This is a genomic window from Streptomyces sp. NPDC058401, from assembly GCF_042722885.1.
Classification (GTDB): Bacteria; Actinomycetota; Actinomycetes; order Streptomycetales; family Streptomycetaceae; genus Streptomyces.
On sequence record NZ_JBHXKA010000031.1, the window covers coordinates 13,824 to 40,798 of the forward strand.

The 26,975-nt window shown below is 72.3% G+C and carries 28 protein-coding genes; 10 read left to right on the top strand and 18 right to left on the bottom strand.

Annotated elements, in window-relative coordinates; all coding sequences use genetic code 11:
* Positions 1-10: 10 nt before the first annotated feature.
* Both ACFWNV_RS14310 and ACFWNV_RS14315 read right to left on the bottom strand, forming a co-directional pair.
* The gene (locus ACFWNV_RS14310) at positions 11-532 is read right to left on the bottom strand and encodes a DUF6190 family protein (RefSeq protein WP_383945621.1); all 522 of its coding nucleotides are present in this window, start codon (positions 530-532) and stop codon (positions 11-13) included.
* Positions 522-1,706 (bottom strand): pyridoxal phosphate-dependent aminotransferase, encoded by a 1,185-nt coding sequence (locus ACFWNV_RS14315; protein WP_383945624.1) that lies wholly within the window; start codon positions 1,704-1,706, stop codon positions 522-524. The genes ACFWNV_RS14310 and ACFWNV_RS14315 overlap by 11 nt, the downstream gene beginning before the upstream one ends.
* Before the next feature lie 383 nt (positions 1,707-2,089).
* Here ACFWNV_RS14315 and ACFWNV_RS14320 point away from each other — a divergent pair, with 383 nt between their 5' ends.
* Positions 2,090-2,677, top strand: a complete 588-nt coding sequence (locus ACFWNV_RS14320) for a TetR/AcrR family transcriptional regulator (protein ID WP_383945627.1) — start codon at positions 2,090-2,092, stop codon at positions 2,675-2,677.
* 161 nt (positions 2,678-2,838) lie between these two features.
* On the opposite strand, the gene ACFWNV_RS14325 is transcribed toward ACFWNV_RS14320, so the two are convergent.
* Together ACFWNV_RS14325 and ACFWNV_RS14330 are read right to left on the bottom strand one after the other, a co-directional pair.
* A complete protein-coding gene (locus ACFWNV_RS14325) occupies positions 2,839-3,417 on the bottom strand; it encodes a YceI family protein (RefSeq protein ID WP_383945630.1) in 579 nt (192 codons plus the stop codon).
* Positions 3,418-3,452: 35 nt separating this feature from the next.
* The gene (locus ACFWNV_RS14330) at positions 3,453-3,785 is read right to left on the bottom strand and encodes a rhodanese-like domain-containing protein (RefSeq protein ID WP_383945633.1); all 333 of its coding nucleotides are present in this window, start codon (positions 3,783-3,785) and stop codon (positions 3,453-3,455) included.
* Positions 3,786-3,879: 94 nt separating this feature from the next.
* On the opposite strand from ACFWNV_RS14330, the gene ACFWNV_RS14335 reads away from it, so the two are divergent.
* On the top strand, positions 3,880-4,335 hold the full coding sequence (locus ACFWNV_RS14335; protein ID WP_383945636.1) for a MarR family winged helix-turn-helix transcriptional regulator: 456 nt from the start codon (positions 3,880-3,882) through the stop codon (positions 4,333-4,335).
* 149 nt (positions 4,336-4,484) lie between these two features.
* Here the strand turns inward: ACFWNV_RS14335 and ACFWNV_RS14340 are convergent, their stop codons facing one another.
* Positions 4,485-4,895 carry a Fur family transcriptional regulator gene (locus ACFWNV_RS14340; RefSeq protein WP_383945639.1) on the bottom strand — a complete coding sequence of 137 codons (411 nt, stop codon included), beginning with the start codon at positions 4,893-4,895 and terminating at the stop codon, positions 4,485-4,487.
* Positions 4,896-5,227: 332 nt separating this feature from the next.
* Between ACFWNV_RS14340 and katG the strand changes: the two genes are divergently transcribed.
* Entirely contained in the window at positions 5,228-7,468 is a 2,241-nt protein-coding gene (katG, locus tag ACFWNV_RS14345) for a catalase/peroxidase HPI (RefSeq protein WP_383945642.1), read from the top strand.
* 707 nt (positions 7,469-8,175) lie between these two features.
* On the opposite strand, the gene ACFWNV_RS14350 is transcribed toward katG, so the two are convergent.
* Together ACFWNV_RS14350 and ACFWNV_RS14355 are read right to left on the bottom strand one after the other, a co-directional pair.
* Positions 8,176-8,451: a hypothetical protein gene (locus ACFWNV_RS14350; protein WP_383945644.1), complete on the bottom strand. Its 276-nt coding sequence runs from the start codon at positions 8,449-8,451 to the stop codon at positions 8,176-8,178.
* A 207-nt stretch (positions 8,452-8,658) separates the two neighbouring features.
* Positions 8,659-9,168: a peptidase inhibitor family I36 protein gene (locus ACFWNV_RS14355; RefSeq protein WP_383945647.1), complete on the bottom strand. Its 510-nt coding sequence runs from the start codon at positions 9,166-9,168 to the stop codon at positions 8,659-8,661.
* A 398-nt stretch (positions 9,169-9,566) separates the two neighbouring features.
* Here ACFWNV_RS14355 and ACFWNV_RS14360 point away from each other — a divergent pair, with 398 nt between their 5' ends.
* From ACFWNV_RS14360 to ACFWNV_RS14370, 3 genes are all read left to right on the top strand, one after another.
* Positions 9,567-10,091 (top strand): CAP domain-containing protein, encoded by a 525-nt coding sequence (locus tag ACFWNV_RS14360; RefSeq protein ID WP_383945650.1) that lies wholly within the window; start codon positions 9,567-9,569, stop codon positions 10,089-10,091.
* Positions 10,092-10,242: 151 nt separating this feature from the next.
* Positions 10,243-10,593 carry a hypothetical protein gene (locus ACFWNV_RS14365; protein ID WP_383945653.1) on the top strand — a complete coding sequence of 117 codons (351 nt, stop codon included), beginning with the start codon at positions 10,243-10,245 and terminating at the stop codon, positions 10,591-10,593.
* Positions 10,594-10,689: 96 nt separating this feature from the next.
* Complete coding sequence (locus ACFWNV_RS14370) at positions 10,690-12,645, top strand: potassium channel family protein (protein ID WP_383945785.1); 1,956 nt, start codon at positions 10,690-10,692, stop codon at positions 12,643-12,645.
* Here the strand turns inward: ACFWNV_RS14370 and ACFWNV_RS14375 are convergent.
* Positions 12,633-13,100 carry a hypothetical protein gene (locus tag ACFWNV_RS14375; protein WP_383945656.1) on the bottom strand — a complete coding sequence of 156 codons (468 nt, stop codon included), beginning with the start codon at positions 13,098-13,100 and terminating at the stop codon, positions 12,633-12,635. The genes ACFWNV_RS14370 and ACFWNV_RS14375 overlap by 13 nt on opposite strands.
* Before the next feature lie 134 nt (positions 13,101-13,234).
* Here ACFWNV_RS14375 and ACFWNV_RS14380 point away from each other — a divergent pair, with 134 nt between their 5' ends.
* The 3 genes from ACFWNV_RS14380 (at position 13,235) to ACFWNV_RS14390 (ending at position 15,768) form a co-directional block, all read left to right on the top strand.
* The gene (locus ACFWNV_RS14380) at positions 13,235-14,425 is read left to right on the top strand and encodes a hypothetical protein (RefSeq protein WP_383945658.1); all 1,191 of its coding nucleotides are present in this window, start codon (positions 13,235-13,237) and stop codon (positions 14,423-14,425) included.
* Between the two features lie 93 nt (positions 14,426-14,518).
* Positions 14,519-15,556: a sulfite exporter TauE/SafE family protein gene (locus ACFWNV_RS14385; RefSeq protein ID WP_383945660.1), complete on the top strand. Its 1,038-nt coding sequence runs from the start codon at positions 14,519-14,521 to the stop codon at positions 15,554-15,556.
* Positions 15,553-15,768 (top strand): cation transporter, encoded by a 216-nt coding sequence (locus tag ACFWNV_RS14390; protein WP_383945663.1) that lies wholly within the window; start codon positions 15,553-15,555, stop codon positions 15,766-15,768. The genes ACFWNV_RS14385 and ACFWNV_RS14390 overlap by 4 nt, the downstream gene beginning before the upstream one ends.
* 55 nt (positions 15,769-15,823) lie before the next feature.
* Here the strand turns inward: ACFWNV_RS14390 and ACFWNV_RS14395 are convergent, their stop codons facing one another.
* Positions 15,824-16,822 (bottom strand): NAD-dependent epimerase/dehydratase family protein, encoded by a 999-nt coding sequence (locus ACFWNV_RS14395; RefSeq protein WP_383945666.1) that lies wholly within the window; start codon positions 16,820-16,822, stop codon positions 15,824-15,826.
* A gap of 259 nt (positions 16,823-17,081) precedes the next feature.
* On the opposite strand from ACFWNV_RS14395, the gene ACFWNV_RS14400 reads away from it, so the two are divergent.
* Positions 17,082-17,696: an RraA family protein gene (locus ACFWNV_RS14400; protein WP_383945669.1), complete on the top strand. Its 615-nt coding sequence runs from the start codon at positions 17,082-17,084 to the stop codon at positions 17,694-17,696.
* Positions 17,697-17,726: 30 nt separating this feature from the next.
* On the opposite strand, the gene ACFWNV_RS14405 is transcribed toward ACFWNV_RS14400, so the two are convergent.
* The 9 genes from ACFWNV_RS14405 to ACFWNV_RS14445 form a co-directional block, all read right to left on the bottom strand.
* A complete protein-coding gene (locus tag ACFWNV_RS14405; RefSeq protein WP_383945672.1) occupies positions 17,727-18,398 on the bottom strand; it encodes a DUF6445 family protein in 672 nt (223 codons plus the stop codon).
* 123 nt (positions 18,399-18,521) lie between these two features.
* Entirely contained in the window at positions 18,522-19,916 is a 1,395-nt protein-coding gene (locus ACFWNV_RS14410) for an ammonium transporter (RefSeq protein ID WP_383945675.1), read from the bottom strand.
* The gene (locus ACFWNV_RS14415; RefSeq protein WP_383945678.1) at positions 19,913-21,304 is read right to left on the bottom strand and encodes an ammonium transporter; all 1,392 of its coding nucleotides are present in this window, start codon (positions 21,302-21,304) and stop codon (positions 19,913-19,915) included. The genes ACFWNV_RS14410 and ACFWNV_RS14415 overlap by 4 nt, the downstream gene beginning before the upstream one ends.
* A 48-nt stretch (positions 21,305-21,352) precedes the next feature.
* Positions 21,353-22,354, bottom strand: coding sequence for an urease accessory protein UreD (locus tag ACFWNV_RS14420; RefSeq protein ID WP_383945681.1), 1,002 nt, complete (start codon positions 22,352-22,354; stop codon positions 21,353-21,355).
* On the bottom strand, positions 22,351-22,974 hold the full coding sequence (gene ureG, locus ACFWNV_RS14425; protein WP_383945684.1) for an urease accessory protein UreG: 624 nt from the start codon (positions 22,972-22,974) through the stop codon (positions 22,351-22,353). Before ureG ends, ACFWNV_RS14420 begins: the two co-directional genes overlap by 4 nt.
* 71 nt (positions 22,975-23,045) lie before the next feature.
* Positions 23,046-23,777: an urease accessory protein UreF gene (locus ACFWNV_RS14430; protein WP_383945687.1), complete on the bottom strand. Its 732-nt coding sequence runs from the start codon at positions 23,775-23,777 to the stop codon at positions 23,046-23,048.
* Positions 23,774-25,498 (bottom strand): urease subunit alpha, encoded by a 1,725-nt coding sequence (ureC, locus tag ACFWNV_RS14435; RefSeq protein WP_383945690.1) that lies wholly within the window; start codon positions 25,496-25,498, stop codon positions 23,774-23,776. Before ureC ends, ACFWNV_RS14430 begins: the two co-directional genes overlap by 4 nt.
* A gap of 2 nt (positions 25,499-25,500) precedes the next feature.
* The gene (locus ACFWNV_RS14440; protein ID WP_383945692.1) at positions 25,501-26,070 is read right to left on the bottom strand and encodes an urease subunit beta; all 570 of its coding nucleotides are present in this window, start codon (positions 26,068-26,070) and stop codon (positions 25,501-25,503) included.
* Between the two features lie 23 nt (positions 26,071-26,093).
* On the bottom strand, positions 26,094-26,972 hold the full coding sequence (locus ACFWNV_RS14445; RefSeq protein ID WP_383945695.1) for a sirohydrochlorin chelatase: 879 nt from the start codon (positions 26,970-26,972) through the stop codon (positions 26,094-26,096).
* Positions 26,973-26,975 lie beyond the last annotated feature (3 nt).

Here is a 26,975-nt window from a genome sequence, read left to right on the forward strand (position 1 = left end):
CGGTCCTCCGTCACAGGGCTTCGGCCGGCACGCGCAGGGCGAGGGACTGCTGGTAGAGGTCTTCCAGCGGTTCGGGGAAGCGGGCTTCCGGCCCGTCGGCGCCGTCGGCGCCGGTCACGGCGCGCAGCGCGAACCCGGTCGTGGCCGCGAGGCGCGGGCTGGCCGTGTGCAGCAGCCCCTCGCGGCCCTGGACCATGCCCAGGAGCAGTCGCTCGTGCACCGGAAGGGACCGGGGCAGCTCCGTGTCGGTGGCCCGCAGGACGTCGGCCTCCTCGTAGCCGAGCCGCCGGATGTGCATGACGGTGTGCAGGTTGTCCATGAACGGGTAGTAGGCGTCCTGGAGTTCGCGGGAGAAGCCCCAGATGATGTCGTCGCAGCGGCCCACCTGCTCCAGGCTCATGACGATGCTGGCGTCGAGCCGGTCCACGAAGAAGGCCTTGCAGGCGCGGCGCACGTCCTCGTCCTCGCTGTTCATGCCGAGGAAGAGGGCGGCGTCGGCGTACTCGTCACGGACGCGCGTGTCAGACGGCATGGCGGTCGAGCACCTCGCGCATCCGGGCCATGGCGTCGGAGAACACCTGCGGGTCGCGCGCGAGGGCGAAGCGGACGAAGGCCTCGCCGCGGTCGGGCTGGCTCCAGAAGAAGAACCGGCCGGGCAGGACGTACACCTCGGCCTCGGCCAGCAGGCGCTGCAGCTCGGACGCGGTCAGTTCCGGGTGGTTGATGCGCGCCCAGGCGACGCTCACTCCGGCGACGGGCTCCTGGTACTCCAGGATCGTGCCGTCGATCGCCTTGCGTATCGCCTCGCGGTTCTGGGTGAGGACCTCGCGGACGGAGGCGAGCTGGTCGCGGGTGGAGTCCTGGACGTACTGGGTCAGCATGTTCAGCACGAAGGGCGAGACGTTGAGCAGCACGCTGGTGTGCAGGTTGTAGACGTCCTCGCGGATGTCGTCGCTGGCCGTGATCATGGCCGCCTTGGCGTCCTGGACGGGCCAGGTCTTGCCCGTGTCCTCGATGGCCAGGTAGGAGATGCCGGAGCTTTCGAGGAGCTCGTAGATGTCGAAGCGGGCGAGCTTCTCGTCGTAGAGCGTGAACGAGGCGAAGCAGAAGTCGATGACCAGCAGCTTGTTGTGGTCCTTGCAGAAGCGGACCACCTCTTCGAAGCCCTTGCGGCCGTGCTGGAGCAGCGTGAAGCCGGTGGGGTTGTTCGGGTCGACGAGGAACAGGGCGTCGGTGCGGACCAGCCGCTTGAGCTCGGAGTAGATCCGGTCCGGGTCGTGGAGCGCCGACTCCTCGATCGGGTACATCGGTACGCCCATGTTGTTCAGGACGTCGTAGAGGTTGTCGAAGCAGGGCTCGACCAGCGTGACCGACTTGCGCTGCTGCTTGAGGTACATGCCGGCGACCATCGTCGAGATCGAGGCGGCGTACGAGAGCAGGGTCTTCTTCTTGGCCAGGGCGGTGTCCTGGCCGTGCAGGGTGAAGAAGGCCTCGATGAAGCGCTCCTCGGCCGTGGCCTGCAGCCCGCGCTCCGCCTCGTACCAGAGCTCGGGCAGCCGGGCGACGATCTCGCGCTGGCTGTCCGACTGCTGCTGGTGGGTGTGGGCGTCGGCGAGGTTGAACCTCGTGCGCAGTGCCTGGATCTCGTGCTGGGTCAGGTCCAGGAGCTGGTTGTCCGGGCTGGTCGGGCTGATGTGCGTGGTCATGCTTCCTCCGGTCGAGGGCGTGCGTGCCAGGGGGAGTGGTGCGCGATCGGACGCGCTGTGCTCGCGGTGGGCGGGATCAGCTGCCGATCGGGCGGACGGAACTCTCCCGTGGGCGGCCGGCTCTTGAAGGGAATGCAGTGCGGTGGCCCTTGAGCTGTGTCATGGTGGTCCCCCATAAGCGGACTGCGGTCCGTTTCGGCAACGACCCTGACACATCGTGTTCACAGGGGCAAGCAAACGAACGGCGAAGAAAGGCAGTTGGGGGTTAGGTGTGCTCGTGGCCCGCCAGACGCGCGTGATGTCCGACTTGGGTACACTCGCGACAACCGACGTACCTACGAGGTCACGGACAAAGACACACAATGACCAGCGGGTCGCCTGAAGTGACCGAACTCATCCGGAAGCCGGTCCGCGAGCGCGCGGACGCGGCGCGCAACCGCGACCGCATCCTGGCGGTGGCCGCCGAACTCTTCGGGGAGCACGGCGTCGAGAACGTGTCCCTCGACGCCATCGCCTCGCGCGCGGGCGTGGGCAAGGGGACGCTGTTCCGCCGGTTCGGAAGCAAGTCCGGGCTCGCCGTGGCCCTGCTCGACGCCCAGGAGAGCGAGCTCCAGGGCAGGATGCTGTTCGGACCGCCGCCCCTGGGGCCCGGAGCCGACGCGGGTGCGCGGATCACCGCCTTCTTCGATACGTATCTGGACCTGCTCGACGCGAACCTGGAACTGGTCCGGCTCTCGGAGACCACCGCGCCGGGCGTCCGCTACCAGATCGGCTCCTACTGCCTGTGGCAGCGCCACCTGTCCGTCCTGCTGGCCGAGGCGCGGCCGGAGCTGGACGCCCAGGGCACCTCGCACCTGCTGCTCGCCATGGTCGACGCGGATCTGCAACAAGCGCTGCGCAGCAGCGAATTCACTCCCGGACGGATCCGGGGAGCTCTGGGCGAGATGGTGCGGCGGGTCCTGGAGGCCTGACGGGCGCTCCGCCGGCAGGCGTGGTCCGTTGCGCCCGCCGACGGAGGTCCGTACGCCCGCCGGCGTGGAACGGACGCAGGCGGACGCGGTCCGGACACGGGCAGGGGTGGTCCCGGCACGGCTGGGGCCGTACCGGGACCGGCAGGTCGACGCGCCGGGCGTCAGACCTCCCTGACCGCCTCGATCTCCAGCGAGAGCTCGATCTCCTTGGAGACCAGGAACCCGCCGGTTTCCAGGGCCATGTTCCAGGTCAGGCCCCAGTCCTCGCGGTTGATCTTGCCGTGTGCCGAGAACACCGTGCGGTCGTTGCCCCACGGGTCCTTGGCGTGGCCCAGGTAGTCGACGTCGAGCTCGACGCGGCGGGTGAAGTCCTTGATCGTGAGATCGCCCGCGAGCGTGCCGCTCGTGCCGTTCCAGCTCACCGAGGTCGAGGTGAACGTGGCCCGGGGGTACTCGGCCACGTCGAAGAACTCGGCGGACCGGAGGTGGTCGTCCCGGGCCGTGTCCCCACTGTTGACGCTGGCCATGTCGATCACCGCGGTGACCTTGCTGTCCTCGGGCCGCTCGCCGATGTAGACGGTGGCGTCGACACCGGTGAACCGGCCGCGCACCTTCGTGAGCATGAAGTGCCGGCCGAGGAAGCCGACCTCCGCATGTCCCGGGTCGACCTTCCAGTCGCCCACGGCCGGGAGTTCGACCCCGTCCACGGTGCGGGTGGGCGCGTTCGCGCTACTGGTCATCGTCCGTTCCTCCTGCTCGTGTGTGGGCGCTGCGCTCAGACGCCGGACTCGGTCGGGAGCCCGCCCCCGATCCAGTCCTCCTTGCCGTCCTTGTAGGTGAAGACCTTCGAGTAGCCGAGCTCCGCGAGCCGCTCGGCCGCGATCCCCGAGTTGGAGCAGGTCGTGCCGGTGCAGTAGACGATGACCTCGGCGTCCTTGTCGGGCAGCAGGCCGGGGGCCAGCGTGTCGACGTCGTCGACGGGGAGGAGCAGCGCCCCCGGCAGGTGCGCCTCCTTGTAGTACTGCTCCGGCAGGGCCTCGACGACCGCGGTCTTGCCGCTGTCGAGCTTCTGCTTGACCTCGTCGCGGGAGAGGTTCTGAACCGCCATGTAGCCAGCCTCCGAAAATCAAGGATCAATAAGTGCGTACGCACGCACCTTAACAAGTATGTGCGGGCGCACGCAATGGGGGTAGGATCACCGTGTGACCGGACAGGATGATCGACTCGAGGCGTGGCGGGCGATGCTCCTCGCGCACAACACCGCCGTCCGCGCCATCGAGAGCGATGTGCAGCGGGACGGCCGGATCCCTCTGACGTGGTACGACGTACTGCTCGAACTCAAGGCGGCCGGGAAGCACGGGCTGCGCATGCAGGAAGTGGCCAACCGGGTGGTCCTCAGCCGGACCCGGGTCAGCCGCCTGATCGACGAGATGGTGCGCGCCGGCCTCGTGGACAAGCTGCCGGACCCCCACGACAAGCGGGCCTCCTGGGCCGTGATCACCCCCGCGGGGGCCGAGGCCCATCGGGCCACGGCCCCGGTCTACATGCGCAGCATCCAGAAGCACTTCTCCGCGCACCTCACCGATGAGGACGCCGCCGTGATCGCCCGTGCGCTGTTCAAGGTCGCCCAGCCCGACTCCGACATCCAGCTGGGCTGACGTCCGGCCGGGCTGACTGACGTCAGCTCCGGACCCGCGTCCACTTCGCACACCGTGCGCCCGGTCTCGTACGGGCGTATTCCGGGCCGGGCCCGCCGCTCAGTGCGGCGGGCCCGGCCCGTTTCGCGCGGCGGGCCCGGCGGCCCGGCTCAGGCGCAGGAGGAGCAGAGCCCCCGATAGGTGACCTCGACCCCGGACACCGTGAAGCCGAACCGCTGCTCGGCCGGGAGCCCGGCCATCGGGTCGCCGGTGGGGTGGACGTCGCGGATCAGGCCGCAGCCCGAGCACACCAGGTGCTGGTGCGGATGGTGCGCGTTGGGGTCGTACCGTTTGGCCCGGCCGTCGGTGGTGACCTCCATGACCTCGCCCAGGGAGACCAGCTCGCCCAGGGCGTTGTAGACCGTGGCCCGGGAGATCTCGGGCAGTCGCTCCACCGCGCGGGCGTGCACCTCGTCGGCCGTGAGGTGCACGTGGTCGCCGTCGAGCACCTCCGCGACGACACGCCGCTGGGAGGTCATCCGCCAGCCGCGCTCGCGCAGCCGCTCCAGCAGGTCACTCATATCGACTCACCGTTTTCGGGTTCGGCGGGGCAGGGCGGCGGGATCCAAGGAATTTACCGCCTGCGGTCCGGGATCCGACGTGATGCGGGCTTGGTGTCGTTCTTGACTTGGATTGCGTCCATCGTAGGATCGGTCGTGTTGATAGCCAAGGGACAGGAACGGTCCGCAGCAGCGCGGGACCGGACGTGAGACCGTCCGTGACGGTGACCGCCCCGGCGTCAGGACGACCGTGAAACCGGGGACCCGCTGCCGGGTCCCCGTGCCCCAAAGATGTTCCATCACATGCAGTTCCTGATCACCGTGACCGCCTGGTCCGGTCCGGAAGGATTCCCATGTCTGAGAACCATTCTGAGAACCATGATGCAATCGTCACGGACGAGCCGGAAGGCGGCGGGGGCTGCCCGGTCGTGCACACGCGCGCCGCGCACCCGACCCAGGGCGGCGGAAACCACCAGTGGTGGCCGGAGCGCCTGAACCTGAAGATCCTCGCGAAGAACCCCGCCGTGGCCAACCCCCTCGGCGAGCAGTTCGACTACGCCGCGGCGTTCAACACGCTCGACCTGCCGGCGGTCAAGCGGGACATCGCCGAGGTGCTGACCACCTCGCAGGAGTGGTGGCCCGCCGACTTCGGCCACTACGGGCCGCTCATGATCCGCATGGCCTGGCACAGCGCGGGCACCTACCGCATCAGCGACGGCCGCGGCGGCGCCGGGGCCGGCCAGCAGCGCTTCGCCCCCCTCAACAGCTGGCCGGACAACGTGAGCCTCGACAAGGCCCGCCGCCTGCTGTGGCCGGTCAAGAAGAAGTACGGCCAGAGCCTCTCCTGGGCCGACCTCATGATCCTCACCGGCAACGTCGCCCTGGAGACGATGGGCTTCGAGACCTTCGGCTTCGCCGGCGGCCGCGCCGACGTCTGGGAGCCCGACGAGGACGTCTACTGGGGCCCCGAGACCACCTGGCTCGAGGACGAGCGCTACACCGGCGACCGCGAGCTGGAGACCCCCCTCGGCGCCGTCCAGATGGGCCTCATCTACGTCAACCCCGAAGGCCCGAACGGCACCCCGGACCCGCTCGCCGCGGCCCGCGACATCCGCGAGACCTTCCGCCGGATGGCGATGAACGACGAGGAGACCGTCGCCCTCATCGCGGGCGGCCACACCTTCGGCAAGACCCACGGCGCGGGACCCTCGGAGAACGTGGGCGACGACCCCGAGGCCGCCCCGATCGAGGCGCAGGGCTTCGGCTGGGCCAACTCCTTCGGTACGGGCAAGGGTGGCGACACGATCACCAGCGGCCTGGAGGGGATCTGGACGAACACCCCGATCGCCTGGGACAACACCTTCTTCGACATCCTCTTCGGCTACGAGTGGGAGCTGTTCAAGAGCCCCGCGGGCGCCCACCAGTGGCGGCCGAAGGGCGGCGCCGGGGCGGGCACCGTACCCGACGCGCACGACCCGTCGAAGACCCACGCCCCGACGATGCTCACGACCGACCTCTCGCTGCGCATCGACCCGGCCTACGAGCAGATCTCGCGGCGCTTCCACGAGAACCCGGCCGAGTTCGCCGACGCCTTCGCCCGCGCCTGGTACAAGCTCACCCACCGCGACATGGGCCCGATCGTCCGCTACCTCGGCCCCGAGGTGCCCTCCGAGGTCCTGCTGTGGCAGGACCCGCTCCCCGCGCTGACGCACTCGCTCGTGGACGACGCGGACGTCGCGGCCCTCAAGGCCAAGGTCCTCGCCTCGGACCTCTCGGTGTCCCAGCTCGTCTCCACCGCCTGGGCGGCCGCCTCCTCCTTCCGCGGCAGCGACAAGCGCGGCGGCGCCAACGGCGCGCGCATCCGCCTCCAGCCGCAGAGCGGGTGGGAGGTCAACAACCCCGACGAGCTGGCCACCGTACTGCGCACCCTGGAGGGGATCCGCGGGGCCTTCAACTCGGCCCAGACCGGAGGCAAGGAGATCTCGCTGGCCGACCTGATCGTCCTCGCGGGCGGCGCGGGCGTCGAACAGGCCGCCAAGGACGCCGGCGTCGAGATCCAGGTGCCGTTCGCACCGGGACGCGTGGACGCCTCGCAGGAGCAGACCGACGTGGAGTCCTTCGCCGCGCTGGAGCCGGCCGCCGACGGGTTCCGCAACTACCTCGGCAAGGGCAACCGGCTGCCGGCCGAGTACCTGCTGCTCGACAAGGCGAACCTGCTCAACCTCAGCGCCCCCGAGACGACCGTCCTCGTCGGCGGCCTGCGGGTGCTCGGGGCGAACCACCAGCAGTCGCCGCTCGGTGTCCTCACCGCGACCCCCGGGTCGCTCACCAACGACTTCTTCGTCAACCTCCTGGACCTGGGGACGACTTGGAAGCCGACCTCCGAGGACGCGAACACCTTTGAGGCCCGTGACGACGCCACGGGCAAGGTCAAGTGGACGGGCAGCCGCGTCGACCTGGTCTTCGGGTCGAACTCCGAGCTGCGCGCGCTCGCGGAGGTCTACGCGAGCGACGACGCGAAGGAGAAGTTCGTCAAGGACTTCGTCGCCGCCTGGACCAAGGTCATGAACCTGGACCGGTTCGACCTCGTCTGATCCTCGTGTCCGACCCGGGCCGGCCGCGCAACCCGCGGCCGGCCCGGTTCGCCGTGCGTGGAACCCCACCGCGGGTGCGGCGACGGCGGCCCCAGCGGATACTGGGCGGCGTGGGGGAACCCTGTTCGCCGACATCCCTGGAGGCTGCCATGCTCCACCGGCCTACCACCCGCTGGGCCGGGCTGCCCCTCGCGGCGGGGACCGCGCTGGTACTCGCCCTGACCCTGCCCACCTCTTCCGCCACGGCCGCCGTCGGCGACGTACAGGTCGCCCTGACCACACCCGGCGACGGGGGACGCCTCGTGGGCGCGCCGGTCAAGCTCATCACGTCCCCCCAGGACGGCCGCTGCTACACCCTCAGCGAGGTCTTCCCGGAAGCTCCCGAGGGAAGCTCGTTCGGCTCGGTCAGCAACCACAGCTCCTCGGCCGTGTTCATCTACGAGGCGGAGGGCTGCGCGGGAGCTCCGTACAAGGTGACGCCCCTCGGCCCCGGCGAGGGCGTACAGGGCGCCGCGCTCCACTCCTTCAAGATCAAGCCCGGAGCGTCCCTGGAAGCCCGGTCGACCTACGCGCCTGCCTCCCGGCCGTGTTCTTGTGGGCCGGCGGGGCCACCGGCCTCCCCAGTACCCCCCAAATTAACACCCACCGGTTTGCGGGTTGTTCACAAGAAATCCCCACAACCGGAGCGGTGTTGTACGGAGCCGGACCTACTCGGGGGCGACCTGGCACGCGGCCTCCGCCGTCGCGGCGGAGACCCTGCCCTCGGTCAGGGTCTTCACGCACTTCGCGTGGTCGCCGGTCAGGCCCACGTAGCAGGACATGCGGACGGAGTCCGGTGCCTCGCCGCCCTGGAGCTCGCGCTCGACCTGGTCGATGCACTGTGTGACGTCCGCTTGGGCGGACGGGGCCATGAGGGCCGTGCCGCCGCCGAGTGCGAGGGTCAGGCCGGTGAGGACGCCTGCGATGCGGGTCGACGTGCGCATGGGACGCACCTGCTCTCCGAGGTCGTCGCCGCCCCGGACCCTGATGGTCCGGAGCGCGGAAATTCGGCGTCGAGCGGGTACTGGAGCGGCGTGCCGCAGGCTGAGGCGCCTGCCGTACCGGGCCGTACCGCTCGACCGGGCCCCCACCCTCGACGCTAGATCAGCCGCCCGCCGTGCGCACGCGCTGGGGTTGTGCCTGCCGTCGGGCTACGGGAGTGCGGGCTTGCAGGTGTGGAAGCGGCTGGAGTGGACGTGGCCGAAGGACGGGGGCAGCCGCGGGACCCCTTTGCCGGGAGCCAGAGTCAGTGCCCGCCCTTTGTAGCCGGGGCCGTTGTAGAGGGTGACGCACCGGCCGCCCGCCGCCCCGCCGACGCCCGGCGACGCGGCGCCGTACCAGACCGATGCGGCGTCGTTGAAGCCCACGTAGGCGGTCGTCTCGGGGAACCGCGGCATGTCCTGCGCCACGAGGCTCACCACACCCGTGTAGGACGGGCCGGTCCAGCCGCAGACCCACCCGGGGGTGCAGCGCTCGGGGGCCGCGTCGCCGCCCGAACCGGCGTGGGCCGCGGGGGCGAGGGCGAAGCCCGACAGGAGGGCGAGTGCGAGGGCGGTGCACGCCGCGGCGCTCCGGCGGTGCGGGCCGGTCCGTCGTGCCGGGTAGCTCTGCCGTGCCGCGTCGCCGGTCCGTCGGGCCGGGTCCTCGGTGTGCGCGGTCACGCCCATCGGCTCATCACCGCCGTTCAGCGATCCGGATGGTGAGGCACGCGCCGGGGTGGCCGTGGCCCCGGTTTCCATCGCACCCCCCGGCCGCCTTGATCGCACTCCGGCGCCGCATCGGGCTTCCGATGACGGCTCCCCATGACCCGAAGCCCCAGGTGAGCCACCGTGCGGGGCCGGACGCGGTGCGCCGGCACCGCGCCGAGGGGATACTGGGACCGGGACCAGCTGGTCCAGTTGGACCCGTCGGGGGCGGTCTGACGGCCGCCGACCCGAGCACAGCGCGATGGCTGTTTCCCCGCCATCAAACGGAACCGGCCGGCCGCGGCGAAGTTTCGCGATCGCCTCGACGTGTGCCCGTTCTCCCTGCATGCCCTCCGTGCGACCTGGAGGTCGCAGTGAACCTGACCAGAATGCACCGCCGCGCCGCCGCGGCCGCTTCGGCGGCCCTGTTGGCCGGAGGCCTCCTGCTGGCGACGGGCGGCGCCGCGACCGCGGCCTCCTCGACAGCCGTCCCCGCGGACATCAGCCCGGCCGAGCAACAGGCCATGCTCGCCGAGACCAACGGCATCCGCCAGCAGAACGGCCAACCGCCCCTCACCTGGGACGCGGGTCTCGCCGGCCAGGCCCAGGGCTGGGCCGACGACCCGCAGTCCTCCGCCGGCAACCAGCTGCAGCACAGCACGGCGAACGTCGCCGAGAACATGTCGAGCGTCGGACCCCCCGGAGCCGTCGGACAATGGGCGGCGGAGAAGGCCGCCTACGACGCGGCAGGTCCCGACTACGACACCAACAGCGCCTCGTACCGCAATTGGGGCCACTACTACAACATGGTCCAGCCCAACTACACCAAGATGGGCTGCGGCGCGATGAGCGGCGCGAGCATTCCCGGTGGCTGGGTCACCGTGTGCCAGTACTCCTGAGACAGCCGCCCGCCGCAGGGCGGTGACGTCCGCCCCGACGTCACCGCCGGGGGCGCGTTCACCCGGACGGCCGAGCAGCGGGGGCCGCGCGCGCCGTGCCGGGGCAGTCTGTACGCAGGACCGCCACCACCGCACAGACGAGGACCGCGCCATGTCCCACAGCAGGCGTATCAGCATCATCGCGGGAACGGCAGCGCTGCTGCTGACGGCCACCGCCTGCTCGGGCCTGGGCCGGAGCACCGTAGGGATGCTCGAATTCCGCGGCCATGAATCGCCCGTCGAAGTGAGCTACAGCAACACCTCGGTCAAGGGCTGCCACAAGATCGCCCTGCCGAAGGGGGCGACGCACGTGGAGAACAACACCCTCGTGGACGTCGTCCTCTACCAGACGGAGGACTGCCGCAAGCTCGACCGCGGCGACGGCACCTACGTGGCCACGACCCTCTCGAACGTCACGTCCCCCGAGGCCCTGCCCTGGCGCAGCTTCACCGTCATCCACTGACGCCCGGCCGCCGCCCGGCCCGGGCGGCCGACACGGCATGCTGGGGCGGTGTCCTCTCCTTCCGCGCACCCCCAACCGACCGAATCCGCCGACCTGATGGTCGTGTGCGGGGACGACGGGCTCGCCCACCGGCTGGCCGCCGAACTCCGCGACGTGTACGAGGAGCGGGTGACGCTGGTCGTGCCGGCCGCCCGCGAGGTGCGCCCCGGGACGGCGGCCGGACCGGGCCGGACCCGCGCCCGGGCGGGGCGCGCGCTGCTGGGGCGGTTCCCGGCCGCGCGGATCCGCACGGCCGCCGCGGACCGGGCCGGCCCGGGGGAGGCGCTCGTACCGGACATGCGGGTGCTGGAGGCTCCCGTCCCCGACGAAGAGGCCCTCTCCGCCGCCGGGGTGGCCGGGGCGGCGGCGCTCGCGCTCGTCTACGAGGACGACGAGACGAACGTACGGGCCGCCCTCGTGGCCCGGCGGCTGAATCCCAGGCTGCGGCTCGTCATCCGGCTCTACAACCGCAAACTCGGCCAGCACCTGGAGGAGTTGCTCGACCAGGCGGCGCTCGTCGCGGAGCCGGGGATCGACCTGCGGGGGCTCGACTCCGCCACCACCGTGCTCTCCGACGCCGATACGGCCGCCCCCGCACTCGTCGCCTCCGCCGTCGCCGGCACCAGCAAGGTCATCCAGGCCGACGGCCTGCTGCTGCGCGCGGTGGAACGCACGCCCCCCGGCCCCGGCGAGGTGGCCGACCCCGGCCTGTGCACCCTGGCCCTGCTCTCCGCCACCGCCGTGGACCCGGCCGGCGCCGACGGATCGGAGCTCGGCGGGGACCGGGGCCCGCACTTGCTCCCGGACGCCCGGTCCGTGGCGGCCGCGACCGGCCGGGGGATCATCGCGCTGGAAGCCGTCTCCCACACCCCGGCCGCACCCGAAGGAAGGCTCAACCAGGTCTCCCTGCCGGTGGGTTCGCTGTTCTCCCGCAGGCTCCGCTGGTCACTGGCCGGGATCACGGCCGCCGTGGGCGCCCTGGCCGTCGCCTCCTCGCTGGTCACCGGCGACACCCCGCTCCATGCCGGCTACCTGACCCTGCTCGACGTCTTCGCCATCAACGACCCCGCGCTCGACCAGCCCCCCGAGCGGCAGCTCCTGCAGATCCTGGCCGGCTTCGTCGGGCTGCTCCTGCTGCCCGTGCTGGTCGCGGCCGCGCTGGAGGCACTGGGCGCCTTCCGTACCGCCACGGCCCTGCGCAGACCACCGCGCGGGCTCTCCGGCCACGTCGTGCTGCTCGGCCTCGGCAAGGTCGGCGCCCGGGTGCTCGCCCGGCTGCGCGAGCTGGGGATCCCCGTGGTGTGCGTGGAGTCCGATCCGCTGGCCCGCGGGATCGCCCTCGCCCGCCGCCTGCACGTGCCCGTCGTGGTCGGAGACGTCACCGACGAAGGGGTCCTGGAGGCCGCCCGGATCCACCGCGCCCACGCCCTGCTGGCGGTGACCAGCTCGGACACCACCAACCTGGAGGCCGCGCTCTACGCCCGCTCGGTGAAACCCGACGTACGGGTGGTGATGCGGCTGTACGACAACGAGTTCGCCACCGCCGTCTACCGCACCCTGCGCGAGGCCCACCCGGCGGCCCTCACCCGCAGCCGCAGCGTTTCCCACCTGGCCGCGCCCGCGTTCGCCGGGGCGATGATGGGCCGCCAGGTGCTCGGCGCGATCCCGGTGGAACGCAGGGTCCTGGTGTTCGCGGTCCTTGAGGTGGCCGGCCATCCCCAGCTGGAGGGCCGCACCATCGCGGAGTCCTTCCGGCCCGGCGCCTGGCGGGTCGTCGCCCTGGACACCGCCGCCCCGGCGGACCGCCGCCCCGGCCTCGCCACCGAACCGGGCTACGACACGGCCCGGCGGCCCGCCCTGGTCTGGGACCTGCGCCCCGGCCGCGTCCTGCGGCCCGTGGACCGCGTGGTCGTGGCCGCCACCCGGCGCGGACTGGCGGAACTGCTCGGCCGCGGGCAGGCCCGTACGGCCGGGGCCGGGGCCGCGGACACCGGACCGGGTCAGCCCGGCTGACCCGGCGGCGGAGCGCCGGTCTGCCGCAGGACGTGGTGCGTGCCGTGCCCGGCGGCGTCGACGTGCACCACGTGGCCGCCCACCCGCACGGTCTGGGTGCCCGCGGCGAGCCAGCAGCCGGTGGGGCCCTGGGCGCCGGGCAGCGGGGACCACACCTCCAGGAAGGTGCTGCCGTCGAGGTTGGTGCCCGTCTCGACCAGGCGCTCGCCGTCGGGGGTCAGGACTCCGACGTCGTGGCCGGGAGCGCCGACATCGTGATGGAAGGTGATCTCCCGGCCGTCGTACGAGGTGGTCCCGGCGAACCCGCGGCTGTCCGCGTACAGGCTGCCGGTCTGGAGCCACACGACGTGCTCCGTTTCCCGCAGCGGGCCGCCGTTGCGGCTGATGCCGTCGCGGAGCCAGGCGCCGCGGAGGGGCGCGTTCACGGCCGGGGCCGGGGCCGGGGCCTCAGGCACGGTCGCCGTGGAAGCGGGCGGGCTTCGCCCGTGCGGTGGTGCGGGTCTCCATGGCCCCACGGTAGCGGCCGCAAGGGGCTGCCGCGCAGCCCCGGTTCCGGAGGGCGGCGGGCGGCTGTCGTAGCATCGCGCCCATGCCACCCCTCCGCACCCACCACCACGCCACGGCCGTCGCCGCGGGCGTCGTGGCGGTGCTGCTGCTCGTCTGCGGCGGCCTGTTCACGCACCCCGCGCCGGCGGGGAACGCGGCGGTGATGCGGATGGCCGGGGCCGCCTTGACCTGGCCGCCCACGACGGCCGGGTCGCCGGGGATGGCCGACGTGGCGGGGGCTCCGGTGGTGGCCGGGATGGCTGGGTCGACAGGGATGACTGGTACGGCCGGGATGGCCGGGTCGGCAGGGATGACTGGTACGGCCGGGATGGCCGGGTCGGCAGGGATGACTGGTACGGCCGGGATGGCCGGGCCGGCAGGGATGACTGGTACGGCCGGGATGGCCGGGCCGGCAGGGATGACTGGTACGGCCGGGATGGCCGGGCCGACAGGGATGACCGGTATGGCCGCGACGGCCGGGATGACCGGTATGGCCGCGACGGCCGGGATGACCGGTACGGCCAAGACGGCCGGGATGGCCGCGACGGCCGGTATGGCCGGGATGGCCGGTACGGCCCGGCCCCCGGCGATGGCCGGGACGGACCTGGGCGTGGGCTCGGCCGCGCGCCTGGATCCGGTCCGGGGCGCGATCGCGCCCCGGGGCATGGCCGCGTGCTCCGGCACTGGGCTGGTGGGCGGCGCTGGCCCCGGCTCCGGTCTGGTGGGCCGTACTGGCCCGGGCATTGGGCTGGTGATCGGCGCTGGCCCGGGCTCCGGCCCGGTGGGCGGCACTGGCCCGGGCTCCGGCCTGGTGAGCGGCACTGGCCCGGGCTCCGGCCTGGTGAGCGGCGTAGGCCCCGGCTCCGCCCCGGAGAACGGTGCTGGCCCCGGCTCCGGCCTGGAGAGCGGCACTGGCCCCGGCTCCGGCCTGGAGAGCGGCACTGGCCCCGGCTCCGGCCCGGAGAACGGCGCTGGCCCCGGCTCGGGGTTCCACATGGGCGAGAGCAACGACGGCTCCGGTGCCGGCGGGGGCTGTTCGGACTTCGGGCAGGACTGCCCGCTGGCGTCGGCGTACGCGGCCACCGGCCAGGCCGGTCCGGTAGGGGAGCTCTCCGGCGGCGTCCCGGGGTGGATGCGGTCCGCGGCCGACGGCCACCCGGGGCCCGTGCCGCCCCCGGAGTGCTCCCGCCCCAGAGCGCCCGACCTCGACTCCCTCTGCGTCAGCCGGACCTGACCGGCCCCGCACCCGTACCCGCCCGCACGCCGGACGGCCGGGGTGCTTCGCCGTGTTCCGATCCACTGCGACGTACAGGGAGTTCCTTCCCCCATGGCTTCATCCACCGCGTTGTTCGTCACCGGTGTCTCCACCGGTCTGTTCGCCGGCGGCGCGTCCTGCGCCGCCGTCCAGGGAGGCCTGCTCGCCGGGGCGGTCGGCCGCCGGTCCACCGAGTGGTCCCAGGAGAGGTGGCAGCGCAGCGGCCTCTTCGCCCCCGTCGGGGCCTTCCTCGGCGCCAAACTCCTCTCCCACACCCTCCTCGGCGCCGCCCTCGGGCTGATCGGGGCCGCGGTCCAGCCCGGTCCCCGCACCCGCGCCGTACTGATGTTGGGCGCGGGCGTGCTGATGGTCCTGTTCGCCCTCGACATGTTCGGAGTGCGCGGGGTACGCCGCTTCGTGCCCCGCACGCCCGCCTCCTGGGGCCGCCGGGTCCGCCGGTCGGCCCGGTCCACAGCCGTCACCACCCCGGCCGTCCTCGGCTTCCTGACCGTGCTCATCCCCTGCGGGGTGACCCTGAGCGTCGAGCTCCTCGCCGTCACCTCCGCGGGCCCGCTCGCGGGAGCGGCCGTCATGGCCGGCTTCGTCCTCGGCACCGGCCCGCTCTTCGCCGCCCTCGGCTTCTTCCTGCGCTCCGCCGCCCGGCTGTGGCAGGGGCGGCTGACCCTGGCGACCGCCGTCGTGGTGCTGCTCGTCGCGGTGTGGACCCTCGGCAGCGGGCTGCGGCTCGGCGGCTGGTGGCCCACCGGAGCCCCGGCGGCGGTCGCGGTCGAGGTGGAGGCCCGCACCGTCGTGCTCAACCCGGACGGCTCCCAGACCGTGACCATCCGGGCCCGTACGAACGCCTACGCCCCGGCCGCCGTCACGGCGAAGGCCGGTGTCCCCACCACCCTGGTCGTCGCCACGCAGGGGACGGGCGGCTGCGTCCGCGCCTTCGTCATCCCCGACCTCGGCATCCAGAAGATCCTCCCCACGACCGGGACCACCGGCATCGACCTGGGCGCCCGGCGGCCGGGGACGCTCGAGTACAGCTGCGGCATGGGCATGTACGGCGGCCGGATCACCTTCGAGGACCAGGAGGGCACCTCGTGAAGGAGCGCATGGAGTTCACCGTGACCGGCATGCACTGCAACAGCTGCGGACTGCTGATCGACGACGAGGTGGAGGAGCTGGCGGGAGTGGCCGCCAGCGCGACGAGCGTCCGAAGGGGCCGCACGGTCGTCGATACGGACCGGCCCGTCGACCCGGCCGCCGTCATCGCGGCGATCGCCTCCGCGGGCTACGCGGCGGAGCAGGCGCGGTAGCCCGAACGGGTGGGGCGGTGGGGCGGCGGTTTCCGGTGCCCCACCGCCCCGGGTCTCAGCCGGCCTCGGCCGCCAGCGCGGCGAGCAGCTCGCGCTCGCGTACGGGGTCGAGGCCCGCGCGCCTGGTCCGCTCCAGGCCCCGGGCGCGCTCCCAGCCCAGGGTGTCGGCCAGCAGTCCGGCCCGGGGACGGTGGCGCAGGCCCGCCGAGCGCGCCGCCGCCCCGCTCCGTGCCGCCCAGCCTTCCCAGCCCTCCTCCGCCACCCACATCGGCAGCGAACCGGGCCCCATGTACTCGGCGACGCCGTGGGCGAGCAGCCAGGCGGAGCCGGCGGGGACCAGCGGACCGGTGTGCCCGCCGGCCGCGCGGGACAGCTCGATCCACCGTGCGAGCGGGACCACCGGACCGACGGCGTCGTAGGTGCCCGTGGTGCCCTTCGCCGCGCAGTCGAGGAGCCAGCCGGCGAGGTCCCGTACGTCGACGGCCTGGGTGGCGAGCTCCGGTTCGTCGGGGACCAGCATCGGCCCCGACGGGTCGGCCGCGGCGCGGGCCGCCCAGTAGCCGGAGCGGTCGCTGTGATCGCCCGGGCCGCCGATCAGGCCGGCCCGGGCGATCAGGAGCCGGTCGCCGACGGCGGCCGTGGAGGCCTGCTCGCAGGCGACCTTGGCCTCGCCGTACTCCGCGCGGTCGACTTCGTCGGCTTCGGCCGCGGCCAGCAGCGGCGTGGACTCGTCGGCGTCGAGGGTGGCGTGGGAGGCGTAGGCGCTGACGGAGGAGACGTAGGTCCAGTGCCCGGTCCGGTCGGCGAGCGCGGCCAGCGCCCCGCGTACGAACCCCGGCTGCCAGGACACCTCGAAGACCGCGTCCCAGGTGCGGTCCAGGAGGGGGTCGTACGCCGAGGGGTCGCGCCGGTCGGCCGCCACCAGTGCGGCCCCGTCCGCGACCGCGCCGCTCTCGCCGCGCGCGAGGCACGTCACCCGGTGGCCCCGCTCGATCGCCTGCCGGGACAACTCCCGGCCCAGCCATGCCGTTCCGCCCAGAACAAGTATCTCCATCGCCCCACCCAAACACGGCTCGCGCCGGATGCCGAGGCCGGTTCGCCGAGAGCGGAGGGTCCGCCCGCCCGCCGCATCCCCCCGGGGCGCGTCCGCCCCGTGGCCCGGCCGGGCCTTCCCCGGGTGCGGTGGCCTACGATCTTGCTGCCCGGGCGGGCCCGCCGCACGGGCGGCCGGAGACCGTCCGGTCGCTGGACGGCTCAGGCTCCGGCTCCGGGTTCGGAGCGGCCCGCGGCCGGCACTGAGAGCAAGGACTGACATGGACAACGGCTTCCGGGGCGTCCCGCCCACCACGCTCGCAGACTTCCTGGACCGCGGGCAGGTCATGGACATCGGCATCCGCCCGCTGTGGGACGCGCCGCGCGTCGCCGGGCCCGCGTACACGGTGCGGTGCGAGCCCGGGGACAACCTGATGCTGCACGCGGCGATCTACCGCGCCGAGCCCGGCTCGGTGATCGTCGTCGAATCGGGCGACCTGGACCACGCGCTGGCCGGCGGCAACGTGTGCGCCGTCGCCCAGCGCCGGGGCATCGCCGGCTTCGTGCTCGACGGGCTCCTGCGCGACCTCGGGGAGGTGCGCGAAGCGGGTTTCCCGGTGTTCGCCCGTGGTGTCATCCCCATCCCGGGCGGCAAGAAGAAGCTCGGCTCGCTCGGCGGGGCCGTGCGGGTCGGCGGAGTGACCGTGCACCCCGGTGACATCGTGGTCGCCGACGAGGAGGGGGTCGTCGTCACCCCGGCCGCCCGGCAGGAGGAGATCCTGCGGGCCGCCCGGGCGAAGCTGGCCAAGGAGACCGAGGAGTCCCTCGATGCCTGGGAGGAGCAGCACCGCGCCCGGATCGAGGAGGCGCTGGGCGCCCTGGGCTTCACCGGCTGACTTCGTCGCCGCCCCGGCCGGACCGGCGGATCAGGCCATCCAGAAGAACACCGCCGTCATCCGCTTGTCCTCCAGGGTGTGGCCCCAGTAGCGGGTGGCGGTGTGGATCAAGTTGGCGGAGTAGAGCAGCAGCCGGTTGGCCCGGTGGGGGACCCGCAGATCCTCGACGAAGGAATCCGGTGCGACGAAACGGGTGCCGAGCGCGTCGACCAGGTTGTTGTGCGGGGCCGCCACCTGGTTGCCGCCGAGGGAGCCGCCCGGCAGGCTCTGTCGGTAGAAGCTGGTGCCGCAGTCCTTCGGGACCGCGGGGTTGAGGTAGAGGACGGCGGCGTACCGGCACAGGGTGCGCGAATCGGTGTGGGGCCGCGGCTCGCACTCGCCCTCGCCGACGACCTGTACGCAGTTGTGGTTGAACGTGCCGCCCCCGGTGGGCTCCTGGGCCCAGATCCGCGGGGCTCCGGTCGTCCTGCGCACCAGCCGCTCCACGTGCGCGAGTTCGTCCGGCTCCAGGGCGGGCATGGAGCGCAGGCCCGGCCAAGCCTCGGGCTTGTGGGGGTACCCCTCGGTCCAGTCGTCCCGGGCGAGCAGTCGCTCCCGCACGGCGGCCGGATCGGGCAGTACGTCGTCCAGTTCCCAGAAGTCGCGTCCGCGGGTCGGCTTCCGGTAGGGCAGGACGGGCAGGGGTGGGGGGCGAAGGGGCATGCCAGGGACGGTAGTTGGCCCTCCCGGGCCCGCTCGCCACCGAAGTGGTCAACCTTGCGTCAAGTGTTCGCCATGCGGAGCGGCCGGCCCGCCGAGCGGAGGCCCGGTGGGCCGGCCGCGGTCCTAACGCTCCCCGCCGCCGCCCCCCGGGGCGCTCTGCAGGACCTCGCGCAGCCGGGCGACCAGGGCGGAGGCGCTCTCCGGTTCTTCGCCGGCGCCCTCGGTGCGGGAGTCGGCGCCCGAGAGCTCTTCGAGGTTGTCGGAGAGGGCGTCGGCGTAGGCCTGCTCCTTCTCCACCATGCCGCCGGGCTGGCGCAGCCCGATGGTGACCTCGATGGCCTTGCCGATCAGTGCGGTCATCACGAACGAGAACAGGCCCAGCACCACCGTGGCGGTGAGCTGCTTGCTCAGCAGGTCCCAGGAGCCGCCGTAGAAGAGGCCCTTGTGGCCCGTCAGCGTCCCGGTGGCGCAGAGGCCGGCCATGACCATGCCGACGATGCCGCCCCAGCCGTGGATGCCCACCACGTCCAGGGTGTCGTCCACGCCCAGCCGGTACTTCCAGCTGATGGCGAACGCGCAGGTCAGCCCGGCGAGGAAGCCGATGATGGTGGCCCATACCGGGCTCACCCCGCCGGCCAGCGGGGTCATGGCGACGAGTCCGGTGACGGCGCCCATGCACATGTCGAGCAGGCCGACCTTCCGGGTGCGCCACCAACTGGTCGCCGCCCAGCCGGCCATGGCCGCGCCGGCGGCGAGCTGGCTGTTGAGGAAGGCCATCGCGGCGCCGCCCGGGGTCTCCAGGGAGGAACCGGTGTTGAAGCCGAACCAGCCGAACCACATGAGGGACAGCCCGATGACCACGAGCGGCAGGTTGTGCGGCCGGATGCCCTGGCGGTCGAAGTCGGCCCGCTTGCCCGCGACGATGGCGAGGGCGAGTCCGGCGGCTCCGGATCCGATCTCCACGACCGTGCCGCCGGAGAAGTCGACGGCGCCGAGCTGCTTGGCGACCCAGCCCTCCGGGTCGAACACCCAGTGGGCCATGGGGATGTAGACCAGCAGGGTCCAGGCGATGACGAAGGCGATCCAGCCGCCCATCTTCGCGCGGCCCGCGATGGAGCCGGCGATCAGGGCCACGGTGACGACCGCGAAGGACAGGTGGAAGACCACGAAGGTGACCGTGGGCACGGAGCCGGTCAGCGACCGGTTGTCGATCCCGCGCAGGAAGGCGTGGTCGAGCGTGCCGATGACCCCGAGTCCGCCGGCATCGGGGCCGAAGGCCAGGGAGTATCCGATGGCGAACCAGAGCACGGTGACGATCACCATGCAGAAGAAGATCATCTTCAGCATGGCGACGATCTGGCCGGTGCGGACCATGCCGCCGTAGAAGAAGGCCACTCCGGGAGCCATCAGCAGCACCAGGGCCGTGGCCATCATCAGCCAGGACGCGTTGCCGGAGTCGGCGACGGCGGGTGCGGCCGAGACCGCGGAGACGGTTGCGGCAATCGTGTGCGCGGTCACTTGTCACGCTCTCGTCGGTCCAGTACGGATACGATCTCGGCGAGCAGCACGGCGTCCTGCTGCTCCGTCCCCTCCTTGGAGGCGCTCACCGCGCTCACCGCGCCCACCGCGGCGGGCTCGCGCGGCGAGGCCGCGGCTCCGCCGATCCGGTCGCGGATCTCGTCCAGGGTCGCGTTGTCGTAGGCGACCTCCTCGTCCCGGCCGGGTACGTTCTCGTACTCCTCCGAGGCGCGGAAGCCGACGGCCTTGTCGATGGCCTTGGCGATGAGCCAGGTCATGGCGAAGGCGAAGGAGCCCACCGCCAGGACGGCGACGGCCTGACGCCACAACTGGTCGAGGCCGCCCCCGTAGAAGAGGCCCTTCTTGCCGCTCATCGCGGCCGTCGCGAAGAAGCCGATGGAGATCACGCCGACGATGCCGCCCCAGCCGTGCACGCCGACCACGTCGAGGGTGTCGTCGACGCCGATCTTGAACTTCATGTTGATGGCGAAGCAGCAGACCACACCGGCGGTGAAGCCGATGATCAGCGCGCCGAGCGGCGAGACCTCGCCGCAGGCCGGGGTGATGGCCACCATGCCCGCGACCGCCGCCGAGGCCACACCGAGCATCTCCACGTGGCCCAGGCGCCACTTCTCGATGATCGGCCAGCCGATCATCGCGCCCGCGGCGGCCAGTTGCGTGTTGAAGAAGGTGGTGGGTGCGCTGCCCTCGACCTGGAGCGCGGAGCCCGCGTTGAAGCCGAACCAGCCGAACCACAGCAGTGCCAGACCGATGATGACCAGGGGCAGGTTGTGGGGGCGGATCGTCTCGCGCTCGAAGTCCTTGCGCTTGCGCAGCACGATGGCCACCGCGAGGCCGGAGGCGCCGGAGCTGAGCTCGACCGGCAGACCGCCCGCGTAGTCGAGCGCGCCCAGGGACTTCTGGATCCAGCCGTCGGGGGCGAACACCCAGTGCGCGGTGGGCACGTAGACCAGCATCGTCCAGGCGACGACGAAGACCAGCCAGCCCTTCATGGTGGCGCGGCCCGCGATCGAGCCGCTGATCAGCGCCACCGTGATGATCGCGAAGGACATCTGGAAGCAGGCGAAGATCACGGTCGGGATGGAGCCGTGCAGGGAGTCCATCCCGATGCCGCGGAAGAAGGCGTAGTCGAGATTGCCGATCATGCCGCCGCCGGAGTCCTTGCCGAAGGCGAGGGAGTAACCGACCGCGACCCACAGGATGGTCACCAGCGACAGGCAGGCGAAGCTCATCTTGAGCATCACCAGCACGTGCTTGGTCTTGACCATGCCGCCGTAGAAGAAGGCGAGGCCGGGGGTCATCAGCAGCACCATGGCGGTGCTCGCCATCATCCAGGCGGTATTACCCGTATCGTAGCCACTGGGCATCTGGTGGAGCTCTCTCTGGTCGTGAACAGGCAGGGAGGAGTGCGGAGTTCAGGTCTTGCGCAGGTCCGGGGCGGGTACGCCGATCAGCCTGCGCCGCACCGCGTCCCAGACGGCCCCGAGCGCCCGGGTCACGGCCTCGGTGTGCTCCCCGAGCACCCGCACCCAGGCCCCGCAGTCCTGCGGCAGCACGCTGACCCCGTACGGGAGTCCGCTGCCGGCCAGGGTCGCGTGCATCAGGTCGGCGAGCTCGCGGGCGGGGGCGAGCGGGCTGACCGCGAAGAAGCAGGCCATCACGGAACGGCCCGCCAGTACGGCGGGCCCGTCGACGGAGCCGGAGCTCCCCTCGATCCCCCCGGCCCCGCCCGGCTCCAGCCGTACGGTGTCCAGCGCGACCAACTCGCCGCCCGGCCGGTGCAGTTCGAAGTCCGAGGCGAAGACCTGGTAGGCGTTGCGCTCCCCGTGCGCCAGCCGGCCCGTCAGGACGGTCTCGCTCACCAGCACGGTAGCCGTGGGGTCGGCGGTGACCACCGTGCGCTGGTAGAAGCGGGAGTCGACGTAGGGGATGACCGGATCGGGCAGGTACTCGACGTACGCGTCCGCCCCGGCGGTCAGGAAGGTCTGGGCGACGGCGTAGTCGTGCTCCATCCGGTAGACCTTGGTGGCCGCCTGTGTGGTGATGTGCGCCGAGGTGCCGGGTCCGAAGGACAGGTCGGTGCGCAGCCGGTCGGCCTGGATGATCCCGCCGCCCGTGGACATCAGGAAGGTGACGGGCAGGTCGGGGCGGTACGGGTCGAAGTAGAGCGGCCGCATGATCTGGAGCGGGGACTTCTGGTAGTGCCGCACCAGCTCCGTACGGCCGCCGACCTGCTCGAAGCCCAGCTCCAGCAGCCCCACCTTGCCGGGGCGCCCGACACCGAGGGTGTCGGGCACCGAGGAGTGCCGCAGGACCTCCAGGGGGACGCGCGGCGGTTCGTAGTGCGCGGCCTCCAGGCGTGCGGGCGGGAGGAGGCCGCGGGGCGGAGTGTGGGGCGGGTCCGCCACTACGCTCACGCCGGGACCCGGCGGAAGGACTCGATGAAGTTGGCCACGTCCTCCAGGCCCTGCCCGGTGAGGCAGTTGGTCAGGACCACGGGGCGCCCCTCGCGCACGCGGTGTGCGTCGGCCTCCATGACCCCGATGTCGCAGCGGACGTACTGGGCGATGTCGATCTTGTTGATCACCAGCATGTCGGACTCGGTGATGCCGGGGCCGCGCTTGCGGGGCATCTTCTCGCCCTCGGCGGTGTCCAGGACGAACAGGAAGAGGTCGACCAGGACCGGGCTGAACGTGAGGGTGAGGTTGTCGCCGCCCGACTCGTAGAGCAGGGTGTCGACATCGGGGAACCGCTCCAGCATCTCGGCGCCCGCGGCCAGGTTCATCGTCGGGTCGTCGCGCACGGCGGTGTGCGGGCACGCACCGGTCTCCACGCCCACGACGCGCTCGGGGTCGAGCACCCCGGCCAGGGTGCGGCGGACCTGGCGGGCGTCCTCCTGGGTGTAGATGTCGTTCGTGATCACGGCGGGCCGGTGCCCGCGCGCGATGAGCACCGGAACCAGGGCCTCGATCAGCGCCGTCTTGCCGGAGCCGACGGGGCCGCCGACGCCGACGCGCAGGACGTTGTCCTCGGTCATGAAAGTCACACACCTTAGGGATGAGGAAAATGGGGGAAAGAGATCGAAGGAGGAGCGGGTGCAGCTGCGGATCAGGTGGCGAACAGCCTGGCCTCGGCCCGCTCGTGACGGCCCGACATCACATCCGCCATCGGAACGCACCCGCCGAGATCGGAGAGTTCACGGCGCAGGGCCGCCCCCGCCACCTCCTCGATGACGGGTGCGATCCCGCGCAGCACCACTTGCGCCTTGCGGTGGTCCGTGAGCCGCAGCCGCAGCGCGGCCCCCGTGAAGCTGGCCGAGTAGGCGAACAGATCGCTGACGACGGCCTGTTCGGCCGGGACGCCGGCGGCCGCGTACGCGACCCCGGCGGCCACGGCCTGCGAGCCGGGAGCCCGCTTGGCCGCCACGAGCTCCGCGTACCGCTCCAGGGCCTCGCCGCCGATGCACTCGCGGGCGAGGTCCAGCAGCTGGCGGCCGGTGCGGGTGGCGGCGCGGCGCAGCCCCTCGTTCAGCTTGGCCGCGTTCAGCCGCCGGTCGGTCTCGGCCAGGGCCTCCCAGTCACCGGCCAGCGCGGCCCGGTGGGCCAGCGCCAGCGCGGTGGCGTCGGAAGGCCCCACCGAATGCCGCAGCAGGTCGGCCAGCAGCCCGGGTACGCCCTCGGGGGTCACGGCCTTGGCCTGGGCGAAGCCCTCCAGGCCGTGCGAGAGGGTGTAGAAGCCGCTGGGAAAGGCCGAGTCGGTGAGCTGGAGGCTGACCAGCAGGGCCTGTACGGGCGTCACGGCCGCGGTGCCGGCCACGGCGGAGTCGGCGGCAGTGCTCATGCCAGGTAGAACAGGTGGTTCAGGGGCAGCTCGCGGGCCGGCTCGATGGTGGCCGGCACCCCGTCGAGGGTGACCTTGTAGGTCTCCGGGTCGACGGAGATGACCGGCAGGGCGTCGTTGCGGACCATGTGCTGCTTGCCGACGGTGCGGCAGTGCCTGACCGGCAGGACCCGGCTGTCCAGGCCCAGCTTCTCCGGTACGCCCAGATCGATCGCGGCCTGCGACATGAAGGACACCCGGGTGGCCTGCTTGGCCTTGCCGTAGGCGCCGAACATCGGCCGGTAGTACACCGGTTGCGGGGTCGGCAGGGAGGCGTTCGGGTCGCCCATCAGCGCCCAGTTGATCAGTCCGCCCTTGATGACCATCTTCGGCTTGGCGGCGAAGGAGCCGATCGGCCACAGCACGACGTCGGCGAGCTTGCCCGTCTCCAGGGAGCCGATGTGCTCGGCGGTGCCCGTGGCGATCGCCGGGTTGATCGTGATCTTGGCGAGGTAGCGCAGTGCGCGGAAGTTGTCGTTGCGCTCGGTGTCGCCGTCGAGCTTGCCGCGCTGGTCCTTGCAGTGGTGCGCGGTCTGGAAGGCGCGGGTCCAGGACTCGCCGATGCGGCCCATGGCCTGGGAGTCGGAGGAGAAGATCGAGATGACCCCCTCGTCGTGCAGCACGGTCTCCGCTGCGATCGTCTCGGCGCGCACGCGCGAGTCCGCGAAGGAGACGTCCTCCGGGATGTCGTGCGACAGGTGGTGACAGACCATCACCATGTCGAGCAGCTCGTCGACGGAGTTCACCGTGTACGGCAGCGTCGGGTTGGTGGAGGACGGCAGCACGTTGGGCTCGCCGGCCACCCGCATGATGTCGGGGGCGTGGCCGCCGCCCGCGCCCTCGGTGTGGAAGGTGTGGATCGTGCGCCCGTCGATGGCCGAGCGGGTGTCCTCGAAGAAGCCGGACTCGTTCAGGGTGTCCGTGTGCACGGCGACCTGTACGTCGTACTGGTCGGCCACGTCCAGGGCCCGGCTCAGCGCGGCCGGGGTGGTGCCCCAGTCCTCGTGCACCTTCAGACCGCACACGCCCGCCTCGACCTGCTCGATGAGGGCTTCCGGCAGCGAGCCGTTGCCCTTGCCCAGCAGGCCGACGTTGACCGGCAGGTCCTCGGACGCCTGGTACATGCGGCCGATGTTCCACGGCCCCGGGGTGCAGGTGGTGCCGTTGGTGCCGTCGGAGGGGCCGGTGCCGCCGCCGATGAGGGTGGTGATGCCGTTGGACAGACCGTGCTCGGCCTGCTGCGGGGCGATGAAGTGGATGTGGCTGTCGATGCCGCCGGCCGTGGCGATCATGTGCTCGCCGGAGATGACCTCGGTGCCGGGCCCGATGACGAGCTTGGGGTGGACCCCCGACTGGGTGTGCGGGTTGCCGGACTTGCCGATGCCCGCGATGAACCCGTCCTTGATGCCGAGGTCGCCCTTGACCACGCCCAGGATCGCGTCCATGACCACCACGTTCGTGATGACCAGGTCCAGGGCCCCCTGCAGGTTGGTGGCCTGCGGGTCCTGCGCCATGCCGTCGCGGATGCCCTTGCCGCCGCCGTAGACGGCCTCGTCGCCGTAGTGGCCCTCGTTGTGGTCCTTCTCGACCTCGATGACCAGGTTGGTGTCCGCCAGGTGGAAGCGGTCGCCGACGGTCGGTCCGAACAGGTCGGTGTACTGCTTGCGGCTCAGGACAGCCATCGCTACTTGTCGCCCTTCTTGGAGGTCTTGGACTTCTTGGCGGCCGCGGTCTTGGCGGGCGCCTTGGCGGCGGGCTTCGCAGCCGGCTCGGCGGCCGGCTTCGCCGCGGGCTTCGCGGCGCGCTTGGCCGCGGGCTTCGGCGCTGCCTCCACGGCCGGCGAGGCGGCCTGCGCGGCCGCGGCCTGCTGGGCCGACTCCGCCCGGGCTCCCAGGAATCCGAGCTCGACCGCCCGGTTCATCGCGCGGACGCGGGTGTCGGTGGAGCCCAGACCGCCGTTGACGAGGGAGCTGAAACCGATCAGCCGGCCGTGGCCGCTGTACGCGGTGAGCTCCACCTCGCGGGTGTCGCCCGGCTCGAAGCGGACGCCGGTGCCGGCGGGGAGGTCGAGGTGCATGCCGTAGGCGGCGTTGCGGTCGAAGTCGAGGGCTCGGTTGACCTCGAAGAAGTGGTAGTGCGAGCCGACCTGGACGGCACGGTCACCGGTGTTGGAGACGGTGACCTTGGCCTTGCGGCGGCCTGCGTTGATCTCTACGGTGCCTTCGCCGTAAAGGTATGTGGCGCCACCTGACATGGTGGTACTTCCCTTCCTTCGGATCAGTGGGGGGAATGGCCGTGCGGGTGGCCGTGACCCTGGCCGTGCGCGTGCCGGTGGCCCTCGCCGTGGGCGTGCGCGTGCGTGTGGTGCGGCTCCGTGTCGTGTGCGTCCGGGCCCGCGTGGTGGTGGTCGCCGCCCGGGCCGTGGGAGTGCGCGTACCCGTGCCCGTGTTCGGCGTCCAGGCCCTCCGTCACCCCGTCCTGCCCGTGGGCCAGCCGGTGCAGCGCCTCCTGCGCGCGGGCCCGTACGACCTGGGCGATCGCGGCGTCGGACAGCAGCGGACCGGTGTCCAGGACCCCGGCCGGGAGCCCCGTGACCGGGGCGAACGCCGCCCGGACCGCGGCGACGTGGCCCGCGCCGAGCCGGCGGCAGCGCTCCGCGCCCTCCGCCAGGTCCGGGTCACCGCCGTCGAAGGCCACCTCGACCCAGCGGTGGTGCCCGTACTGGCGCACCAGCCGGGCCACCCGGAACAGATCGGCGTCCTCGAAGGGACCCGCGGCGGGTGCGGTGACCAGAACGGCGGAGGTCTCGGGCGCCTCGCGGACCGCCTTGAGGGCGGCGGTACGGAGCCACGCGGTCAGGTGGTCCACGGTGGCGAAGGGAGGCGCCAGCACGAGCCGCCCGGGCTCCTCCTCCCGGCTCAGCCAGCGCAGGGCGCGGGCACAGTCGGCGATCAGCCCGGGGTCGCGCCCCAGCGTCATCGGGACCACGCACACCGGCTCGGCCGAGGCGGCGAGCGCCGCGCGCACGGCTTCGGCCAGCGGCCGTCCGGGGTGCACGGCACCTGCCGCGGCGCCGCCCTCGTGACCGCCGGCCAGGACGACGGAGACCGCCGATTCCGGTGCGCGGCCCGGCCGTTCGGGTGCGATGACCGCCACCAC

What these genes read in the sequence shown, in the direction of transcription:
- ACFWNV_RS14310 (WP_383945621.1), bottom strand. Translation starts at nt 532, where the DNA reads ATGCCGTCTGACACGCGCGTCCGTGACGAGTACGCCGACGCCGCCCTC.
- ACFWNV_RS14315 (WP_383945624.1), bottom strand. Translation starts at nt 1,706, where the DNA reads ATGACCACGCACATCAGCCCGACCAGCCCGGACAACCAGCTCCTGGAC.
- ACFWNV_RS14325 (WP_383945630.1), bottom strand. Translation starts at nt 3,417, where the DNA reads ATGACCAGTAGCGCGAACGCGCCCACCCGCACCGTGGACGGGGTCGAA.
- ACFWNV_RS14330 (WP_383945633.1), bottom strand. Translation starts at nt 3,785, where the DNA reads ATGGCGGTTCAGAACCTCTCCCGCGACGAGGTCAAGCAGAAGCTCGAC.
- ACFWNV_RS14340 (WP_383945639.1), bottom strand. Translation starts at nt 4,895, where the DNA reads ATGAGTGACCTGCTGGAGCGGCTGCGCGAGCGCGGCTGGCGGATGACC.
- katG (WP_383945642.1), top strand. Translation starts at nt 5,228, where the DNA reads ATGTCTGAGAACCATTCTGAGAACCATGATGCAATCGTCACGGACGAG.
- ACFWNV_RS14350 (WP_383945644.1), bottom strand. Translation starts at nt 8,451, where the DNA reads ATGCGCACGTCGACCCGCATCGCAGGCGTCCTCACCGGCCTGACCCTC.
- ACFWNV_RS14365 (WP_383945653.1), top strand. Translation starts at nt 10,243, where the DNA reads ATGTCCCACAGCAGGCGTATCAGCATCATCGCGGGAACGGCAGCGCTG.
- ACFWNV_RS14370 (WP_383945785.1), top strand. Translation starts at nt 10,690, where the DNA reads ATGGTCGTGTGCGGGGACGACGGGCTCGCCCACCGGCTGGCCGCCGAA.
- ACFWNV_RS14380 (WP_383945658.1), top strand. Translation starts at nt 13,235, where the DNA reads ATGCCACCCCTCCGCACCCACCACCACGCCACGGCCGTCGCCGCGGGC.
- ACFWNV_RS14385 (WP_383945660.1), top strand. Translation starts at nt 14,519, where the DNA reads ATGGCTTCATCCACCGCGTTGTTCGTCACCGGTGTCTCCACCGGTCTG.
- ACFWNV_RS14395 (WP_383945666.1), bottom strand. Translation starts at nt 16,822, where the DNA reads ATGGAGATACTTGTTCTGGGCGGAACGGCATGGCTGGGCCGGGAGTTG.
- ACFWNV_RS14400 (WP_383945669.1), top strand. Translation starts at nt 17,082, where the DNA reads ATGGACAACGGCTTCCGGGGCGTCCCGCCCACCACGCTCGCAGACTTC.
- ACFWNV_RS14405 (WP_383945672.1), bottom strand. Translation starts at nt 18,398, where the DNA reads ATGCCCCTTCGCCCCCCACCCCTGCCCGTCCTGCCCTACCGGAAGCCG.
- ACFWNV_RS14415 (WP_383945678.1), bottom strand. Translation starts at nt 21,304, where the DNA reads ATGCCCAGTGGCTACGATACGGGTAATACCGCCTGGATGATGGCGAGC.
- ureG (WP_383945684.1), bottom strand. Translation starts at nt 22,974, where the DNA reads ATGACCGAGGACAACGTCCTGCGCGTCGGCGTCGGCGGCCCCGTCGGC.
- ACFWNV_RS14430 (WP_383945687.1), bottom strand. Translation starts at nt 23,777, where the DNA reads ATGAGCACTGCCGCCGACTCCGCCGTGGCCGGCACCGCGGCCGTGACG.
- ureC (WP_383945690.1), bottom strand. Translation starts at nt 25,498, where the DNA reads ATGGCTGTCCTGAGCCGCAAGCAGTACACCGACCTGTTCGGACCGACC.
- ACFWNV_RS14440 (WP_383945692.1), bottom strand. Translation starts at nt 26,070, where the DNA reads ATGTCAGGTGGCGCCACATACCTTTACGGCGAAGGCACCGTAGAGATC.